This is a genomic window from Thermoleptolyngbya sichuanensis A183 (genome assembly GCF_013177315.1).
Lineage (GTDB): Bacteria > Cyanobacteriota > Cyanobacteriia > Elainellales > Elainellaceae > Thermoleptolyngbya > Thermoleptolyngbya sichuanensis.
The window spans coordinates 3,933,973-3,950,454 of sequence record NZ_CP053661.1 but is presented as its reverse complement, the minus strand read 5'-3'; the positions used below and the strand labels follow the sequence as shown (position 1 = coordinate 3,950,454).

14 protein-coding genes are annotated in these 16,482 nt (G+C 55.4%); 6 read left to right on the top strand and 8 right to left on the bottom strand.

Features of this window, described 5'->3' with window-relative positions; all coding sequences use genetic code 11:
* Positions 1–35 precede the first annotated feature (35 nt).
* Positions 36–365, bottom strand: a complete 330-nt coding sequence (locus HPC62_RS16400) for an FHA domain-containing protein (protein ID WP_172357432.1) — start codon at positions 363–365, stop codon at positions 36–38.
* Between the two features lie 1,573 nt (positions 366–1,938).
* Between HPC62_RS16400 and HPC62_RS16395 the strand changes: the two genes are divergently transcribed.
* From HPC62_RS16395 to HPC62_RS16385, 3 genes are all read left to right on the top strand, one after another.
* Positions 1,939–2,751, top strand: a complete 813-nt coding sequence (locus HPC62_RS16395) for a carbon-nitrogen hydrolase family protein (RefSeq protein WP_172357430.1) — start codon at positions 1,939–1,941, stop codon at positions 2,749–2,751.
* A gap of 338 nt (positions 2,752–3,089) precedes the next feature.
* Positions 3,090–4,457, top strand: a complete 1,368-nt coding sequence (locus HPC62_RS16390) for a cation:proton antiporter (protein WP_225906882.1) — start codon at positions 3,090–3,092, stop codon at positions 4,455–4,457.
* Positions 4,458–4,580: 123 nt separating this feature from the next.
* Positions 4,581–5,054 carry a hypothetical protein gene (locus tag HPC62_RS16385; protein WP_172357426.1) on the top strand — a complete coding sequence of 158 codons (474 nt, stop codon included), beginning with the start codon at positions 4,581–4,583 and terminating at the stop codon, positions 5,052–5,054.
* A gap of 80 nt (positions 5,055–5,134) precedes the next feature.
* Here the strand turns inward: HPC62_RS16385 and HPC62_RS16380 are convergent, their stop codons facing one another.
* From HPC62_RS16380 to HPC62_RS16360, 5 genes are all read right to left on the bottom strand, one after another.
* Positions 5,135–6,199 carry an ABC transporter ATP-binding protein gene (locus HPC62_RS16380; RefSeq protein ID WP_172357424.1) on the bottom strand — a complete coding sequence of 355 codons (1,065 nt, stop codon included), beginning with the start codon at positions 6,197–6,199 and terminating at the stop codon, positions 5,135–5,137.
* A gap of 45 nt (positions 6,200–6,244) precedes the next feature.
* On the bottom strand, positions 6,245–7,051 hold the full coding sequence (locus tag HPC62_RS16375) for a carbohydrate ABC transporter permease (protein ID WP_390820376.1): 807 nt from the start codon (positions 7,049–7,051) through the stop codon (positions 6,245–6,247).
* 59 nt (positions 7,052–7,110) lie between these two features.
* Complete coding sequence (locus tag HPC62_RS16370; RefSeq protein WP_172357420.1) at positions 7,111–8,043, bottom strand: carbohydrate ABC transporter permease; 933 nt, start codon at positions 8,041–8,043, stop codon at positions 7,111–7,113.
* A gap of 101 nt (positions 8,044–8,144) precedes the next feature.
* Positions 8,145–9,446 carry an ABC transporter substrate-binding protein gene (locus tag HPC62_RS16365; protein WP_172357418.1) on the bottom strand — a complete coding sequence of 434 codons (1,302 nt, stop codon included), beginning with the start codon at positions 9,444–9,446 and terminating at the stop codon, positions 8,145–8,147.
* Between the two features lie 452 nt (positions 9,447–9,898).
* On the bottom strand, positions 9,899–10,165 hold the full coding sequence (locus HPC62_RS16360) for a DUF2584 family protein (protein WP_172357416.1): 267 nt from the start codon (positions 10,163–10,165) through the stop codon (positions 9,899–9,901).
* A 596-nt stretch (positions 10,166–10,761) separates the two neighbouring features.
* On the opposite strand from HPC62_RS16360, the gene HPC62_RS16355 reads away from it, so the two are divergent.
* Positions 10,762–11,016, top strand: a complete 255-nt coding sequence (locus HPC62_RS16355; RefSeq protein WP_172357414.1) for a DUF7219 family protein — start codon at positions 10,762–10,764, stop codon at positions 11,014–11,016.
* Between the two features lie 316 nt (positions 11,017–11,332).
* On the opposite strand, the gene HPC62_RS16350 is transcribed toward HPC62_RS16355, so the two are convergent.
* Both HPC62_RS16350 and HPC62_RS16345 read right to left on the bottom strand, forming a co-directional pair.
* Positions 11,333–11,674 carry a hypothetical protein gene (locus HPC62_RS16350; RefSeq protein ID WP_172357412.1) on the bottom strand — a complete coding sequence of 114 codons (342 nt, stop codon included), beginning with the start codon at positions 11,672–11,674 and terminating at the stop codon, positions 11,333–11,335.
* On the bottom strand, positions 11,674–12,723 hold the full coding sequence (locus HPC62_RS16345) for a D-Ala-D-Ala carboxypeptidase family metallohydrolase (RefSeq protein ID WP_172357410.1): 1,050 nt from the start codon (positions 12,721–12,723) through the stop codon (positions 11,674–11,676). Before HPC62_RS16345 ends, HPC62_RS16350 begins: the two co-directional genes overlap by 1 nt.
* 422 nt (positions 12,724–13,145) lie before the next feature.
* On the opposite strand from HPC62_RS16345, the gene HPC62_RS16340 reads away from it, so the two are divergent.
* Together HPC62_RS16340 and HPC62_RS16335 are read left to right on the top strand one after the other, a co-directional pair.
* Positions 13,146–14,057, top strand: a complete 912-nt coding sequence (locus HPC62_RS16340) for a cation diffusion facilitator family transporter (RefSeq protein ID WP_172357408.1) — start codon at positions 13,146–13,148, stop codon at positions 14,055–14,057.
* 399 nt (positions 14,058–14,456) lie between these two features.
* Positions 14,457–16,367, top strand: coding sequence for a transketolase C-terminal domain-containing protein (locus HPC62_RS16335; protein ID WP_172357406.1), 1,911 nt, complete (start codon positions 14,457–14,459; stop codon positions 16,365–16,367).
* Positions 16,368–16,482: the final 115 nt, after the last annotated feature.

Sequence of the window (16,482 nt, the reverse complement as noted above, 5' to 3'; positions counted from 1 at the left end):
CAGCCAGAACTTAGAAGTGGAACTGGAAGCTAGAACTAGAAGCGGGTAATGTCCTGAAAGGCGGATGGGGCTGTGGCTGTGCTAGAGACAAAGAACTCAATATCCAAGGTGCCCAGCCGCACAATGTCGCCATCTTGGAGCGGGATGCGCTGCATTGGGAGGACGCGACGACGGTTAACCCAGGTGCCGTTGCTGCTGTTGAGGTCGGAAATGTAAAGCCCTTCGTCGGGGTGATAGCCAATCACCGCATGGCAGCGAGAGACGGACGGGTTATCGAGGGCGATCGCACAGGTGGAACTGCGACCCAGCGACCAGACCGTACCTGACTCGGTAGACCTCGACGGGGTATGCAGCAGGTTTGTCATCAAAATCGTCTTGCGACCATTTTGAAGCGCCTGTATGAAAAATTGGCTAACCTGGCATCTCGATTGGGTGGATTCCAGCATCGCTTCAACAGAACAGGTGTCCTCGAAACTGGTTCCATAGTCTGCCAACAGCGAATCTTTAAGATGAGGACTAGATTCTCCGACAGGTGGCAGGGGGTCTGCTGTGGTGTCGTGAAGTTTTAGATCTAGCATGACTTCCAGGTTTGTGTCGGGTGGGCAACTGAGCGAACGCAAGCGTAAAAAAGGGCTTGATATACCGAAGAGACTGGTTAAATTTCTTGAGTCAGGCTGTAGCAAGTACCTCTCGCCACAACTAAACACAGACGAATCAAATACAGACAAGCTAAGCGCTGCCGGAAGGTTAATACTGGGCTGCAAAATTCTACCGGGTCAACCTTCCAGATACCTTGACTAAATACCTTGACTAGAGACACTTCGGACTCGTAAAACCTGTTGTTGAGCCTAACGCTCTGGTTAATCCTTTGACTCCTCAACCGACCTCACACTATGAACTTAGTATGAAGCAGCGGCTAATACTGTAGCCAGTTTGCCGAACCTTTGACCGCCCGCCCAAAAAGCTTGCGATCAAGCGCTGCACACTAAGATACTGCATTGGGGGGACAAGTTGAGAAGGGGTTTCATCAAGGTTGACGAACAGGGTTGAATCTTGCCGTTCACCGCTGATGGGGGGGAAACTGTGAACTCAGATGCAAACTCAGAATTTACACGCAAGTATGACTCGGCAGATAGCTAAAAAATCTCTTGCGAAAAATTTCTGAAATTCCCTCAAACGCAACATTCAAAAATATAGTGAAAGGCTCGTAAAAACTGCACGCCTAAGGCCAGCACCCCGGCTGATGACTTCGACTCCAAGTGCGATCGCCCTGAACAAAACCAGAGTTGGTTCTGAAAGGCAGCGAGATGTGTCGATGTCGAGAAGACCAGTGAAGCAATCAAACAGAGTGAGTAGGCTCTATTGCTTAGACATTAAATGGTCATAAGAGAGCATTCGACAACAGGCTGATGAATGAAGTTCATAGAAGATTCATCTAGTTATGTATCAAGAACATCTATTTGAAAATTTGGTGAAGATTCAGCGCCCGATAGAGTGTAAATTGACACGCTACATCCGTAGAAGCCGCTGACCCCTTTGTGAAGCAGATGGTGAAGCGCGGGCTATAAGAAATCTTTCGACTACACGTTCGACCACATAAGTCCCAAAGGAATCGGGAAAGAATAGGGCTAAAATTAGGCACGATACTTACTACGCCCGTTTCTAAACCCTTTGATGCGCCATGTACCTTGATCTCAGGTCAGTGAGATGTGCAAGAGAGACGTTCTCCGCATGTGGCAGCACCAAACTGGGCGATGCCCGCAGGGATCGCTTCGCGAATCGCTATCCCGCTCAGGGCGCGTCGTTTGTCGTTTTAGGGGAGGTTTGGGTCAGGTGTAGGCGGGTCGCAAAGTCCTCTCGCAGCGCGATCGCCCGCCATGATGAGAAGGACGAATATTTTGGGCTGAATGGGAGTATGGTTTTCAATCGCAAGGAATCATGAGGTCTTATCTAGCGGCAGCAGTGCAAATGAATAGCGTGCCAGATCTGGATAAAAATCTGGCTCAGGCAGAAGATTTAATCGATTTGGCGGTGCGTCAGGGTGCGGAACTGATTGGGCTGCCAGAGAATTTTTCATTTTTGGGCGATGAAGACGCGAAGCTAGCCCAGGCAGAGGCGATCGCCCAGGGCAGCGAAAAATTTCTAAAAACCATGGCCCAGCGCTATCAGGTGACGCTGTTGGGGGGTGGCTTCCCGGTTCCCACGGGCACAGGCAAAGTCTACAACACCGCCCTGCTGGTAGACCCCAGCGGCAGCGAACTGGCCCGCTATGAAAAGGTACATCTGTTTGACGTGAACCTGCCAGACGGCAACACCTACCAGGAATCGAGCATTGTCCTAGCCGGAACGCAACTGCCCCCGATCTACCCCTCCAAAGACTTCGGCAATCTGGGGCTATCGGTCTGCTATGACGTGCGCTTTCCTGAACTCTATCGTCACCTGGCGCAGATGGGGGCGGAGGTGCTGTTTGTGCCCGCGGCCTTTACCGCTTATACGGGCAAAGATCACTGGCAGGTTTTGCTCCAGGCGCGGGCGATCGAAAACACCTGCTACGTGATTGCGCCCGCTCAAACGGGCAAACACAATGCGCGGCGACAGTCCCACGGACACGCGGCGATTATCGACCCATGGGGTCTGATTTTGGCAGAAGTAGAAGAGAAACCTGGCGTGGCGATCGCCTCCATTGAACCCTCTCGGCTAGCGCAAGTGCGGCGGCAGATGCCGTCTTTGCAGCACCGGGTGTTTATCTAAGGTAGAAAGCGATTTGCGGCTAATGTGCCAGGCCACTTCTAGCGCCACTGCTATCGAACTTCTTTATGTTTGTTGATGGAAAAATCCAGGGTTTAGTTCTACTAATTGCCCGTTTCTACAACTTTTATCGAAGCCTAGGATGCTTGTGTTTTCAGTAATTGTCTGGAGATCTTGAAGAATATCCAGGGGCGATCGCTGTTTTACGCAGGAATACTCACGGTAAAGTAAACAGGACGAGTCTTGTCAAGTGAATGCTGAGTCCGGCTACTTTGTTTCATCCATTCGGTTTAGACATTTCTGCCCTGTGGTTTAACCCCGCTTCCCAAAATGCCTTCTCGGTGGTCGCCGAGTCTGCTTCTCCGGAGGAAGCAACCTTTGTTCTCGGTAGCGTATTAGTCAGCCTGATTGTGGTCTATCTGGCGGCCAAGGCAGGCGGCGAACTCTGCGTCCGCGTGGGGCTACCCCCCGTGCTAGGAGAGCTAATTGGCGGCGTGGTGGTCGGGGTATCGGCCCTCCATCTGCTAGTGTTTCCCGAAAGCGGGTTCCAGGAATCTGGCTCCCTGATTATGCGGCTGATTGAGGCGACAAGCGGCGTTGGCACTGAGGCGGCAGGCAGCGTTTTTCAGGCAGAGAGCGAAGTCATCTCTGTGCTAGCCGAAATTGGGGTCATCATCCTGCTGTTTGAAATTGGGCTAGAGTCCGATTTGAAGGAACTCATCCGCGTCGGCCCCCAGGCGGCGGTCGTCGCCGTGATTGGGGTCGTGGTTCCCTTTGCCGCAGGTACAGCCGGACTCATGCTGCTGTTTGGGGTGCCGACGGTGCCCGCCATTTTTGCCGGAGCCGCGCTGACAGCGACCAGCATTGGCATCACTGCCAAAGTGCTGGCAGAAATCCAGAAGCTAAGTTCGCCCGAAGGTCAGATTATTATCGGCGCGGCGGTGTTGGACGATGTGCTGGGCATTATCGTGCTGGCAGTGGTCGCTAGTCTGGCCAAGACGGGCGAAGTCCAGATCGGCAACGTAATTTACCTGGTGGTCAGCGCGGCCGTGTTTCTCATCGGCTCCATCTTTTTGGGACGATTGCTCAGCCCCTTCTTTGTGGCGCTGGTGGATCGACTGAAAACGCGGGGGCAATTGCTGATTGCCTCGCTGATTTTTGCTTTCGGACTTGCCTATATCGGTGCAGCCATTCAGCTAGAAGGAATCTTGGGTGCGTTTGCGGCGGGGCTGGTTCTGGCAGAAACCGAAAAGCGGGAAGAGCTAGAAGAGCAAATTATCCCGATCGCCGATATGCTCGTGCCCATTTTCTTTGTGGTGGTGGGAGCGCGTACCGATGTCAGCGTGCTGAACCCATTTAACCCGGAGAACCGTGAAGGGCTGATTATTGCAATTTTCCTGCTGGCAGTTGCGTTTTTGGGCAAGCTGGTAACGGGGTTGGGCGTGTTTGGCAAGCCGGGGATTAACCGATTGGCGATCGGCGTGGGCATGGTGCCCCGGGGCGAGGTCGGTCTGGTGTTTGTGGGTGTGGGTTCCGCGACGGGTGTGCTGTCGAAGTCGCTGGAGGCTGCCATTATCGTGATGGTGATCGGCACGACCTTCATTGCGCCTGCCCTGCTGCGGATCGTCTTTAAGGAGCCAGATTCGCCCTCGGCTGGAACGGCGATCGCCCCCGAAGCCGCCGATGCCAGCGCTGTGTCTGCTGAGTAGCTACAAACCCTACGGTTTCTCGCAGGCCCCGGTTTTTCTCGTTGTAGGGAACCGGGGCTTTGCTTGATGCGTCTATGCGAGTTTAATAACTATTACTGGAGTCTGGAGACTGGGGAACCTGTAATGAAACAACGACTGACCGCAGCGCTAATGTCCTTCCTGCTGGCAGGCTGTGGGCTGGCGGTCGAGGTTGGAACTAATCCTGAAACGCCGCCGATGGCTCCTGCGCCCCGTGTGGGCGAGTTTTCCCTTGCAGAAAACAACCTCTACGGCTGTGGGATGGCGCTCTGGAAGGCAGACCGCACATCCCGCGAGCAATACGTCTTTTTCAACGGCATCGAAGACGGGTCGATGCGGATGCTGATTGACGGCAACTTGGTGGCGTTTAGCCGAGTCGATGGCAGCGGACAAGATTTCTATGGACAAAAAACGACCCAGATGTTTCGCAGCACTGACGGAACCATCACCGCAACCGTCACCGTGACGCTAGGCGCAGAAGGCGAAATCGAAAGCGTGGCGATCGCCGATGGCACAATTCAGGTCGAGCGGAACGGCGCAATGGTGGAGGTTCCAGTCGTGGGCGATGCGGGCTGTTAAGGCTGGTTTTGGATTTTGAGACTTCGGATTTTGGATTTTGGATTGACAGTTTGGATTGTCCAGAGCAACAAGAAAGCGAGTCATAGGCGATCGCCCGTTTCCGCGTCAAACCAGTGCAGATGCTCCGGCGGCAGTGCTAGCGCCATCTCGTCTGAGTTCCACACCGCATCCATCGGCAGCAGCGCCCGCAGCGTGCGATCGTTCGCGCCGGGAATGCGAATGCTGACAAGATTGTTCATGCCCAGATGTTCGGTCAGAAACACGCTGCCGTTGATCAGCGTGCGATCGCCCGTTCGAGCGAGCCGAACCTGTTCTGGGCGAATGCCGAGGGTAACGGCAGAAAGGGACTTGAGGCGATCGGGCAAGGGAATTTTGGCATTGTTAAGCAGGGCAAACCCGTTTTCGCAGGTCAGGTCAAACAGGTTCATTTGGGGACTGCCGACGAAGCCTGCCACAAAGCGATTAGCCGGGTGGCGATAGATCTCCGCAGGCGGCGCGAGCTGCTGGAGTTCGCCGTTGTTCAGCACGGCAACCTTCGTCGAAAGGGTCATGGCTTCGGTCTGATCGTGGGTAACGTAGACGACGGGGGCTTGCTGTTCTGCAAAAAGCTGCTTCAGGTCTGCCCGCACCTGTTCGCGCAGCAGGGCATCCAGGTTGCTGAGCGGCTCATCCAGCAAAAACACCTCTGGCTGCCGAACGAGGGCTCGACCCAGTGCTACCCGCTGACGCTGCCCCCCCGAAAGCTGACCAGGCTTACGATCTAGCAAATTCCCTAGCCCCAGCGCCTCGGACGCAGAGGCGACCCGCTGCCGAATTTCCTCTGGGGGAACCCGCCGCAGCTTTAGTCCCGACGCAATGTTGTCGAATACCGACAGGTGCGGGTAGAGTGCGTAGCTCTGAAAGACCATCGCAATGTTGCGATCGCCCGGTGGGATGTGGGTGACGGGGCGATCGCCAATCACCACCTCGCCCCGCGTCGGCTGCTCCAACCCCGCAATCATCCGCAAAATCGTAGATTTGCCGCACCCCGACGGCCCCAGCAGCGTCAAAAACTCGCCGTCTCCCACCGCCAGGCTCAAGTCTTTCACGGGCACGACGCTGGCGCTGTAGGTTTTATTGAGGTGTTGCAATTCGAGTTTAGACATGGGAGTTAGGGGTGCAGAGAGCCAAAATCAAAGTTCATCGCTGGATTAGCCCTTCACCGCGCCGGAGGTGAGGCCCTGGACGATGCGGCGCTGGAACAGGAGGACGAGCACGACCAGCGGCAGCGTGCCGATGACGGTGGCGGCGGCGAGCGGGCCGTAGGGCACCTCAAAGATGCTGGTGCCGCCGATTTGGGCAGCGGCAACGGGGACGGTTTTCATCGACTCGCGGGTGATGAAGGTGAGCGCAAAGATGAACTCGTTCCAGGCGAAGATGAACGCCAGAATGCCCGTGGTGACGAGGGCAGGGGCGGTGAGCGGCAGCAGGATTTGCGTCAGCATTTGCCCCGTATTGTAGCCATCGACCTTGGCGGAGTCTTCTAGGTCGCGGGGAAGCTGCTGAAAGAAACTCCGCATCACCAAAATCGTCAGGGGCAGGTTGATCGCAGTGTAGGGAATGATCAGCGCCAGGTAGTTGTTGCCTAAGCCCGCAGCCCGCACCAGTTCCAGCAGACCTAGAAACAGCAGGATGTAAGGAAACAGCGTGACGATCAGGATCAGCGAGAGCAGTAGGTTTTCGCCGGGGAGTCTTAATCGCGCTAGGGCGTAGGCGGCGGGCGTGCCGATCGCCAAACAGAGCACCGTGGAAATCACCGCAATCAAGAGGCTGTTCAGCATGTAGGTGAGGAACGGGCGGCGGCTGAACAGTTCCGCATAGTGCTGGAGCGTGAAGCGGGTGGGGAAATAGACATTGGGCACGGCGGAAATGTCGGCGTTTGTTTTCACCGAGGTCAACACCTGCCACAGGATGGGCGCGAGGCTGAGGATGACGACGAGGGCGATCGCCCCCATCATTCCTACCTGTCGCCAAGAAATTCGGCTGCGCGGCGTGTCGGTCGAAATCGGCTGAGTCGTCATCCTGTTTCTCCTGAGGCACTGCGGGCTTTGGCCAGGAGCAGCGTGGCGATCGCCACCACCGCCACCAGCAGCAAAAATGTGACCACCACCAGCGCCGCGCCATAGCCAAAGTCGAGATAGCGCATCACCGTGGCATAGATATAGACGGACACGGTTTCCGTTGCGCCTGCCGGGCCGCCACCCGTCATCACCTGCACCAGATCAAAAATGCCAAACGCCTGAGCAAAGCGAAACAGCGACGCAATCACAATCTGCGGCATTAGCAGCGGCAGCGTAATTTGGCGGAAGCTTTGCCAGCGGGTGGCTCCGTCCATCGCGTGCGCTTCATACAGGTCTTGCGGGATGGACTGCAACCCCGCCAGCAGCAAAATTGCCACAAAGGAGGTCGTCTTCCACACATCCGCCGCGATCAGCGCCAGCATAGCCAGCGTCGGGTCGCCTAGCCAGTTCACGCCCGATTGCAAAATGCCCAGCCGCATCAGGATGTCATTCCACACGCCGTATTGGTCGTTGAAAATCCACACCCAGCCCAGCGCAATCAGCGCGGTCGGCAGCGCCCAGGGCAAAATGGCGATCGTCCGCACCCAGCCGCGCCCGCGAAACGCCTGATTTAGCACCAGCGCCATGCCCATGCCCAAAATCAGCTCCAGCGTCAGCGACGCCAGTGTGAACACCGTCGTATTCCCCAGACTCTGCCAGAAGCGCCCATCCGCCGCCATCCGCCCCAGATTCTCGAAGCCCGAAAACACTGGCTGTAGCTCCGTCCCCAAATTCTGGGTAAACAGCCCCAGCCAAAACGCCCGCAGAATCGGATAGGCATACACCACCGCCAGCAGCAGCAGCGCCGGAGCCACTAGCAGCCAGCCCGTGCGGCGATTCCCATAGGGATCGCTTCGCGAATCGCGTTGTTGGAGAGTCGGTTGGGGCATGGGGATTTTGGATTTTGGGTTTTGGATTTTGGGTGTGCGAACGAAGGATGGTGGCTTACGTCCTAATATCTATGCCTTTCTGGGCTTCTGGGTTTTCTAAGCTACGTTCCTAACAGTCGTCGGGTTTCCGCTGCGGCTGCCTGCATTGCGTCTGCGGGCGAACTGCGGCCGGTGATGGCGGCGCTGAGGTAGCGCTGGAGGATGTCGGAGGCTTGGGCGTATTGACCGATGGGGGGACGCAGGACGGTGGCGTCGAGGACGGGCAGCAGGGCGGGATAGTGGCTGAATTTTTCGACGATGGCGGGGTCGGTGAAGAGCGATCGCCTCGTGGGGACGTAGCTGCTTTCTAGGATGAACTGCCGCTGGGCTGCGGTGCTAGTGAAAAACTCGATGACGCGCCACGCTTCGTCGGGATGGCGGCTGCTCTTGGAAATGCCAAAGCCCCAGCCACCCTGGCATGCGCCGCTGCTGTAGCCGGGGGCGTGAACCATCGGCTTGATACCAAACTTGCCTTTGATGATGGAATCTTCTGTATTGCTGAGCGCCCAGGCGTAGGGCCAGCTTCGCATAAAGACGGTGTTGCCGCTTTGGAACAGGCGCAGGGCTTCGTTTTCCTGATAGGTCGTCACGCCGGGTGGCGAGATGCCCTCATCGATGGTGCGCTTGAGGAATTCCGCAGCGGCGATCGCCCCTGGAGCGTCCAGCCCCACCTCCCGCGTCTCCGGATTCACCCAAAACGCGCCAAAGCCCTCCAGAATTTCTACAAACATCGCCGCCAGCCCCTCATACTGTCGCCCCTGCCACACATAGCCCCAGTCCGCCAATCCGGCCTGCTTGGCAGCGCGGGAAATCTCCAGCAGTTCGTCAAACGTGTCGGGCGGGGTTGCCCCAAGCTGTTCCAGAATGTCGGTGCGGTAGTAGAGCATTCCGGCATCGGAGCGGAGGGGAATGCGGTATAGTCCGTCGCGGTAGCGGCCGCCGTCGATGTCGGTGGTCAGAAAATCTGAGAAGTCGCTCTGGGCCGCGCGATCGCTCAAGTCCATTAACCAGCCCGCCGCCGCAAACTTGGGCACCCAGACGATATCCATGTACACCAAGTCGTAGGGCGAGTCGCCCAGCAAAAACGACGAGGTGTAGAGGTCTTCGACCAGATTGGTGGCATTGGGGCCCTCGATCACGTCTAGCTTGATGTCGGGATTTTGCGCCTCAAATTCCTGAATGAGCGAGGCCCATTGCGTGCCCTCTAAGGCCTGAATCAGCACTGAAACATGGGTCGGCTGCTGCGCTAGCCCCATTCGTCCAACTGCCAGAAGACTGATACAGAGAGCGATCGCCAGCCCGACCCAGCGCCAGTTCAGCCGTCTTCTGCCAGACTCCAGGGGCGATCGCCAAAACCCATCCATCCTGCTGCCTACCCATCACAACATTGCCACCCTGCGAGAAAAATCAGGGCTGTGTTTGTTCCCTTTCAAGAAACCACAGGAAGAGGGCGATCGCCCGCCAAAGGCTCAGATTTGCAACGAAACTTAAAGCGACCGCCAGCAAGGGTTCAAAGCGCGATCGCCACTTTTACTAATTTCGATAAAAATATTAGTCCCAAATATTAGTCCCAAATATTAGCCCCACTCAGAGCTAATTTATGAAGCAAATCTTAAGAAGCCTGAAACTCTTGGCATGTGTGGCTTTGAGGTCATGCTTGCCCAGGAAAAGCGGTTTCTCGGAAATCCTTGATTAACAAGGCTTTCAGGCTCCTTTACAAATTAGCTCTCAGTCTAGATAGGTCGCATTTTTAGAATCATTCAGTTGGACTTTTCTGTCCCCAACTTCAGTTGTACATCGCGCCCTGATCATACTTCTAAGCTTTGGTCAAAAAGGGAGACTCGTATATCCTATCAATCTCGAAATCCATACTGGTAACTCCGTTTTCCCAAACAAGCTTGTGAATTTTAATGTCTGCATGAGCAAACCAACCCTCATCCACTAAAGGAATGGGAACATCTATTGGAACAATTCTATATCCCTCTTTTTGGGCAGAATATCTCTTTCCCTTCTCAAGTTGATAAGGATAGCCTTGAGAAGGCTTTAACTTTAAGATGCTATTGACTTCACAGGGCATTCCCATAATCTTTCTTCTTCAAGCTATTATTTCAGGACTTACGCACCTGCGATAAATCTTCTGGGTTTTGAAGGATTTCTCGCGAACACAGCCAGCGAGAAATCCTCCAGATGCGTAAGTCCTATGATTACAGAAAGACTTTGTATTGACCCAGAAGTGTTGAACGCAATGTTAGCAGGGCAAGTTCATAGCTGAATCCAGTACAAAAGATCTATAATTCTGCCTGTAATGACCTACTTATTGCTTCCATTCTCAATAATCCGCCTCTTGAGAGTGCTTTTTGTAAAGTTTTACCATCAAGATTCAACACTTCTGGTATTGACCAAGATGCCAGCTAACGGTCGCGTGCAGACTGCTTAAAGACCCTTCGATAATTATCAGGACGCTTCTGGTCGGAGACGGCGTTGAACCGAGACGGGATGCTGGAGGCGGGGGCCAGCGTGTTTCTATCCAAGCCCTATGCCCTAAACGACTTGCCGCAATGCGCCTATGACATGCCCGATCCCTGAATAAGCCTTAAGAGGTGGGCGATCGCCTTGAAAATTAGGGATAATTAGGTTAACCATAGGTTAAGAACTTGTTAAGCCCTCAAGGAGGCATTCATGGCTGATTACTCTGATTTCTTCGCGCCGCGCAGCCGCTACTACGGCCCGGTCAAACCCGAAAACCTGGTGTTCAACGCCAACCTGCAAGAGTTTTCCCACCGAGTCAGCCTGCTGTGCGGTCTGGAAACCAACGGCAAACTCTCGCCTGAAGAAACCTACCAAGAGATTAAATCGCTCTGGAAGCAGCTCAAACAGTCTAAGAAAGCGCTGGGCATCGGGCAGGCTCCGAGTGCTGCCGACGACGATCACTGACTGGGCATTCCAGTCTTTCAAGCGTCCCAAACAACAGTTCAAATGGGGAGTTCAGACCGCTGGACTCCCTTTCTGTTTTCTAGTCTGGAGGCGAGGATGCGGAACCAATCAATTTTGGATTTTGGATTGGGATCTTGGGTTGAGATCTTGGCTTGGGATCTTGGGTTAGTGCTTTCGGATGGCGATTTTGGATGGCCTGTCCAAGGCTCTGTAGGGCTTCCAAAACCCCAAGCCCAAAACCCAACCTCTAAACCGCAGCGCCACTCAATCGCCTCCAGCGCAGCAGCCCTGAAATCCAAAATCCAAAATCCAGCCTCTACCCCTCAACCCCCAAATACTCGTTCACATCCTCCAGCAGGCGCGTCAGTTCGGCTTCGGTCGTCAGCCGGATGCGGTCGTCGCGCACTGTCACCAGCACCTTCGCCGCAAAGGGACTGGGCCAGATGTTGGGGTTGCAGAAAATTTCTAAAAACACCTCGCCCGTATGCTGATATTCCATAGATGGCTTGGGGCTGGGGCGACCGCCGGTGCTGCTAGCGGAGACTGCCTTCAGGTGTTCCAGCAGCGTGGCGATCGCCCCCTTTAGCTCCTGCGCGGCTGCTGGCGAAAAGTTAAACGACACCGACCCTTCCACCAAATTTAATCTCAGTTGCGTCATCAAAAGCCCCACTTGCGTTTCACGCCCACGTCAAGATGCAGAATATGCCGTCGGTTGCCCGCATAAATGCCCAAGCCACCCGGCCACCAGCCCACCAGCATCTTCGCCAGATCTGCCCCCATATAGCCCTGCACGACGATATCTACCGCCCCCCCGGCGAGATGCTGGCTGCGCCGCGCTCCGCCAGCTTTGGAGTTGAATGGCTCTGGGCGATACCAAGAGGTAATCCGGAAGGGCTTGCCGATTTGCTGGCGGGCTTTTTCAAGCTGCGTCGCCAGTTTCACCATGTTCTCCACATGCTCAGCCGTTTGGGGCAGGCGCGTGCAGTTGTGGGTCGCCTCGCCCCATGTAAAAGAGCCGTTGGGGATAATCGGCTGGTCAGAATAGACGGTGCCCCGATTTCCAGCAAGCTTGATTTCCTTGCCAGAAAAGGTTTTGGGTGCCGCCGCCGGAGATGCCGCCGCCATTGCCGCTGCCGGAGCCGCCGCTGGAATCGGATACACCACCCTATCGTCAAATTTTACCTGGGCCTGCTGATCCGACACATGCCACAGGCTGATGCCACGAATATATTGCTCTGGATTGTTGATGGCAAAGCGAATATGCCCTTGCAAGCTACCGCTGGCATCGGCGTAGGCGTAGGAATGTAGGTCAAAGGTCATGCCCTTGGAAACTTTGAAGATTTCTTCTTCAGTGAGTTCTTCTACGGGCACGGGGCGGCGCTTGATGACCGTATCTTGGGTGATTTCTAAAATCTGCGCGGCGGTTTGCTCTTCGATGGGATACACCACTTCGCCATCCGACAACACTTCGGCAAAGCGATTGTAGATATACCACGTGTTGAATCCGCCGAGGTTGCCTTCCTTGAGCGCAAACTTGATGTGTTCGTCAAAATCTCCCGCTGAGTCGGCATAGGCGTAGGACTGAATTTCATACTCAGTGCCCGCGTCTACTTTATATTGCTCGTTTTGCGGCAGATGACCGACATAGGCGGGACGACGCTTTAAGACAGCACGACTGTCGGTGATCTTGATGATTTGCTTCGTCATTGGAAGATCCTTGGATAGATGCGAGGGGGCTAGATGCAACGGGCTAGGTACGACTGACCAGGCGCAGATGGTGAGGTGCGAACAGTAAAACCTGTGCTGGCAGGGATTTACCCTGTACGGAGAGGCTAGTAACCCGATTTAGAAGACTGATAGCAACTGATAGCAAGACAAGAATCGTTGCTCCGTTGAGGGTTGGAGGGCAACTCAGCGCAAAGCCTGACAACCAGAGAGCTTGGGTTTGTAGTCAGAGTTTTCATCTGGTTACAAGATTGACCTCATAATAACAATCAGCAGGTGGTCAGCGGGCGATCGCCCCTTGCCAGAGCGTTACGTTTCTCGAAGCGCCTCAACGTCCAAAGTACGCCAAAGCGCGTTAGTATCTCTGCGTAATTTCTGCCTAATTCCTGCCTACTGTACCGCCTATGACTCGCCAAGACCATCGCGCCACCGTGCGCCGCGTCCTGCTGATCACGCTGGGACTGAATCTGCTGGTGATGGTGCTAAAGGCGACCGTGGGATTTTTGACGGGTTCCCTCAGCCTGCTGGCCGATGCGCTCCACAGCGTCACCGACTCCGCCAACAACATCCTGGGGCTGGTCGCCAGTCGATTCTCGTCTCCCTATCCCGACCGCAGTCATCCCTACGGCCATCAAAAGTTTGAAGCGGTGGGGGCCTTGGGGATCAGCGCATTTTTGGGAATTGCCTGTTTTGAAATTTTGCAGGGGGCCATCACTCGCATCTTGGGCGGTGGCGAACCGCTGATCTTGGAAGGCTGGGAGTTGTTGCTCTTGCTGCTGGTGCTAGGCATCAATATTTTTGTCACATTTTATGAACGGCGCGTGGGAAAGCGCATTGGCAGCCCTATCCTGCTGGCTGATGCCCGCCACACCATGAGCGATGTCTGGGTGACGATTACGGTGATGGCTGGACTGTTGGGTGTGTGGGTGTTGGGGGTGCAGTGGCTAGATGTGGCGCTGGCGTTTCCGGTGGCGCTGCTGGTCTTTTGGAGTGGTTGGCAGGTCTTGAAGGAAAACTTGCCCTGGCTGGTGGATGAAATGGCGATCGCCCCCGAAAAGATTCATGCCATTGTCACCCAAGTTCCGGGCGTGGTGAACTGCCACAGCATCGCCTCGCGGGGGGTCGTAGGGCGGCAGGTGTTTATCGAAATGCATCTAGTGGTGAATGCCGAGGATGTAGACACGGCCCACGACATTACCGAAGCCGTCGAAGCAGCACTGGAAGATGCGTTTAGCCCAGTGCGAACGACAATTCACGTCGAACCGCAGCGGTATGTCTCCGACCAACTGACCTACGATACGACCCCTGAAAAATAGGGCGATCGCCCTTTCAAACATGCATCCCCAACTCAACCGTTCATTCACTAACCCGCTTCATGGGTGATCAGCTTCATCGGCTGCATGGATTCAAACCTACAGAAAACCTATAAAAAACTCAACCAGTCCAAGCGGTCTGAAAATTTGAGTGCTAGGGGACAGATTGAACCACAAACAGATTTACCAACGAACCGCAAACAGATTTACCAACAATTTAATGAGCAGTTAATCAGCAGGGGTACGTTCGCCACTAAACTTGCATTCTGGTAGCCCTATCTCTAGGATCAACCCTAGTGAGGTGAGTGCCCTGGTCTCCAGGGAAAATCGATAGCAGCCGATCCACGCTCCAATGCTGGCGATCGCTCGCACTGCCCCAACATAAATCTATGGACAAACGCTATGACTGCAACTGGCGCAACCTTCCCCATCGACCTCGGCGCATATCAAAAACTAACGCTTGATCCCACCGTGCCTACCCTGACGGCGGATCAGAAAGCGGCCCTCCAGGCTAATATCCAGCTTTGTCGAGATGCGATCGTCTTCTTCACGGCCACAGGCGCGGCCCACGGCGTGGGCGGCCACACAGGCGGCCCCTACGACACTGTGCCCGAAGTCATGATTTTGGACGCGCTGTTTCGCGGCAAGCCAGAGTCTTTTGTCCCCATTTTCTTCGACGAAGCAGGGCATCGCGTGGGCACGCAATACCTGATGGCAACGCTGAATGGCGACCTGCCCGCCGAGCAGTTGATGAGCTATCGCCTGGCCCATTCCAAACTGCCCGGCCACCCAGAACTGGGGCTAACGCCTGGGGTCAAGTTTAGCTCCGGTCGCCTGGGGCATATGTGGCCCTATGTGAATGGCGTGGCCTTTGCCAATCCGGGCAAGACGGTCTTTTGCCTTGGTTCCGATGGCTCCCAGCAGGAAGGCAACGATGCGGAAGCGGCCCGTCTCGCAGTTGCCCAACACCTCAACGTCAAGCTAATTATTGATGACAACGACGTGACGATTGCCGGTCATCCGTCTAAATATCTGCCCGGCTACAGCGTCAAGCGCACCCTGGAAGGACACGGACTCAAAGTGCTGGAAGTCAACGGCGAAGACATCGACGCGCTCTATGCCGCCATCTGCGAAGCAGTGAACACCCCCGGCCCGATCGCCGTCATCTGCAAGCGCCCCATGTGCCCCGGCATCGAGGGGCTAGAAGGCTCGAACCACGGACACGACGTGATCTCCGTGAAGCTGGCGCTGCAATATCTGGAAAGCCGCGGCCACAGCGCCGCCGTCGCCCACCTCAACGGCATCCAAAAGCCCAAGCAGGACTACACCTTCCTGGGCATCAGCGATAAATGGGATTCCAACCGCAACGTGTTTGGCGACGCGGTGAATGGAATGCTGGCCAAAATGAGCGAAACCGAGCGCAAAGAAAAGGTGCTGGTGGTCGATAGCGATCTGGAAGGCTCCTGTGGGCTGAAGAAAATCCACGATGCCTACCCAGAAGTGTTCATTCCCTCCGGCATCATGGAGCGGGGCAACCTATCGGCGGCAGCGGGCTTTGGTATGGAACAGGGCAAGCAGGGCATCTTCGCCACCTTCGCCGCTTTTCTGGAAATGTGCATTTCCGAAATCACGATGGCGCGGCTGAACTATTCCAACCTGCTGTGCCACTTCTCGCACTCCGGCATCGACGACATGGCAGACAACACCTGCCACTTTGGTATCAACAACTTCTTTGCCGACAACGGGCTGGACGACGGCTATGATACCAAGCTCTACTTCCCTGCCGATGCCAACCAGATGAAGGCCTGCGTCGAGGCGATTTTCTTCGATCCGGGGCTGCGGTTCATCTTCTCGACCCGCTCCAAGACACCGATTTTGCTCGACAGCAGCGGCAATGAGCTTTACGGCGGCAACTACACGTTTGTCCCTGGCAAAGACGAGGTGGTGCGCGAGGGCACGGCGGGCTATATCGTCGCGGTGGGCGATGCGGTCTATCGCGCCCTGGATGCGGTGGAGCGACTGAAGCAAGAAGGGCTGGATGTGGGGCTGATTAATAAATCTACGCTGAACGTGATAGACGAAGACGCGATGGCGAAGATCGGCAAGTCGCCGTTTGTGATGGTGGTGGAGGCGTTTAACCGCCGGACAGGGCTGGGCAGCCGCTTTGGGTCCTGGCTGCTGGAGCGGGGCTACACGCCGAAGTTTGCCTACTACGGCACGCACGAAGAGGGCTGTGGTGGGCTATGGGAACAGTTCCCCCACCAGGGCATCGACCCCGTGGGCATCATCGACAAAGTGAAAAAGCTGGTGTAGAAGAGATCCCCCCAACCCCCCTTACTAAGGGGGGCTTTGCTAGGCATTCCTCATTTGCTAAGGGGGCTTTGCTGAACATTCCCCCCTTTTTAAGGGGGGTGAAGGGGGGATCGCT